Origin of the sequence: Dietzia aerolata (assembly GCF_014144865.1) — a bacterium.
In the GTDB taxonomy this organism is placed as follows: domain Bacteria; phylum Actinomycetota; class Actinomycetes; order Mycobacteriales; family Mycobacteriaceae; genus Dietzia; species Dietzia aerolata.
This window is the reverse complement of the sequence record NZ_JAALDM010000298.1, coordinates 1-1,690: the sequence shown is the minus strand read 5'-3', so window position 1 is coordinate 1,690 and position 1,690 is coordinate 1. Positions and strand designations below refer to the sequence as shown.

At 69.9% G+C, this 1,690-nt stretch carries 3 protein-coding genes and 1 pseudogene; 2 read left to right on the top strand and 2 right to left on the bottom strand.

Translation table 11 applies throughout. From position 1 onward, the window contains the following. A pseudogene (locus G6016_RS17565) lies at positions 1 to 135 on the top strand (RNA 2',3'-cyclic phosphodiesterase); the annotation flags it as partial. Between the two features lie 39 nt (positions 136 to 174). Here G6016_RS17565 and G6016_RS15270 read toward each other — a convergent pair. Continuing rightward, positions 175 to 834: a hypothetical protein gene (locus tag G6016_RS15270; RefSeq protein ID WP_241730363.1), complete on the bottom strand. Its 660-nt coding sequence runs from the start codon at positions 832 to 834 to the stop codon at positions 175 to 177. A gap of 132 nt (positions 835 to 966) precedes the next feature. Then, positions 967 to 1,383, bottom strand: a complete 417-nt coding sequence (locus tag G6016_RS15265) for a DUF2568 domain-containing protein (protein WP_182633464.1) — start codon at positions 1,381 to 1,383, stop codon at positions 967 to 969. 60 nt (positions 1,384 to 1,443) lie between these two features. Here G6016_RS15265 and G6016_RS17740 point away from each other — a divergent pair. Further along, positions 1,444 to 1,690: phosphorylase family protein (locus G6016_RS17740; RefSeq protein WP_479682414.1), on the top strand; the 247-nt coding region annotated here is incomplete at its 3' end.

Sequence of the window (1,690 nt, the reverse complement as noted above, 5' to 3'; positions counted from 1 at the left end):
TGGCGGGTGGGCGAGATCGCGCTCATCGACTCGTTCCTCGGCGAGGGGCCGCGTGGCCGCGCCCGCCACGAGGTGGTGGCCCGGCTGCCCCTCGGGCCCGAGGATGACCGCTGGTGGGATCCGCCCACCGACTGACCGCGGTGTAGCGCGGTTATCACGACGACAAGGGCGTTATCACAGGCCGGAACACTGTCCCTCCCGCTCGCCGGAAACCTGGTTACCGCCGCCCGTCGGGGTCTGAGCGTTGTCCTCGCACTCGAGGTCGTCGCCGATCGTGTTGCCATGGAAACGCTGCGGCCCTGAGTTCTCCTCGGACTCGAGGCTGCCGCCGATGCGGACGTTCTCCACCACGGCTTCGCCGCCGTGCTCCAGTTCGATCGATCCGGAGACCTCGCCCCCGGTCACCGAGACGTACGCGTGGCCTTCGGCCTCGACATCCTCGGCGACCCGCACGTTGCGCAGCTCGAGACGACCGTCCCCGAGCACGTCCACGTCGCCGGAGACCGCGAGGTCGGACAGGACGCAGGTCTGCCCACTACGGACGTAGACGTCGCCGTTGATGTCCTGCCCCGATCGGTCGGTGGAGCAGTTGGCGGGATCGAAATCGTCCTGATCAGCGGCGGGAGTGCCGGTCCGGGCCGGAGCGGTCACTGTCGCGGTGACGGTCGACGCGGTGTTGTCGTCGTCGCCCCCGAAAGAACATCCGGCCACCGCGAGCAGTGCGGCAACGGGCATCGCGAGGAGCGCGTGGCGAGGTGCGGGGCGGGTGCTGGCGGACTTGATGTTGGAGAGCTTGGGGTTGGAGGGCCAGGCGTTGGAAAGCTGGGTGGACATTTTTCGATCACCTCGGGGCTCGACGGGAGGGGCTCGGGCGGGAAGGCTCAGCGCGGCGAGGCGCTGTGGCCATCTGGTTCTCACCCTAGGAAGCCGGGATGTGGCGAAGATGAAACGCTGAGGAAGGTTCCTTCATCTGGGCGCGGGGGCGGGTGGCGATGTCGCTCCGGACGCCATGCCCAGTTGCGTCGCGAACACGGCGAGCCCGGCCACCAGCAGCGCGATCCCGACCGCCTGGGACCCGAGCGCCAGGAGCGCCGCGCCCATCGCGAGCCCCGCACCGCCGCCGATGATCGCCCGGGGCCAGGTGGATATCCGCCGCGCGCCCTTGGGCAAGAAGAACAGGCCCCACACGACGATGACCCCCGCCGCACCGACCACCGCCGACGCGACGCCCACTCCCATGCCGACGTGGCGGCCGAGGGTCCAGCCGAGCTCCCCGGCGCCGATGACAAGGCAGATCTCGGCGATGAACGCGATCAGGGCGAGACCCCAGTAGGTCGCGCCCCGGCCGGTCACCGAGGAGCCTGTCACGGAAGGGTCTGTCATCACCGCGAGGCTATCGGTCGCGGATGAACACGCGGCGACGCTGCGACTAGCGTGGATCAGGTGGACATCATCGGCACCGTGGATCCGTCGCACCCGCTCGTCGTCGTCGCGCTCGAACAGGAGGCCCGGCACTTCGTCACCGATTTTCCCGTCCTGGTGACGGGCGTCGGCAAGGTGCGGGCGGCGTTGGCCGTCGCGTACGCGCTCGGCGGCACCCGGCCCCGCGAGCTGGTGAACGTGGGGACCGCGGGTGGGCTGCACCCGGGGATGGAGGGCACGCACGAGATCGCCACTGTGTTCCAGCACG

Bases quoted from the DNA above. Each gene is read 5' to 3' on its own strand.
- G6016_RS15270 (WP_241730363.1), bottom strand. From the start codon at position 834: ATGTCCACCCAGCTTTCCAACGCCTGGCCCTCCAACCCCAAGCTCTCC.
- G6016_RS15265 (WP_182633464.1), bottom strand. From the start codon at position 1,383: ATGACAGACCCTTCCGTGACAGGCTCCTCGGTGACCGGCCGGGGCGCG.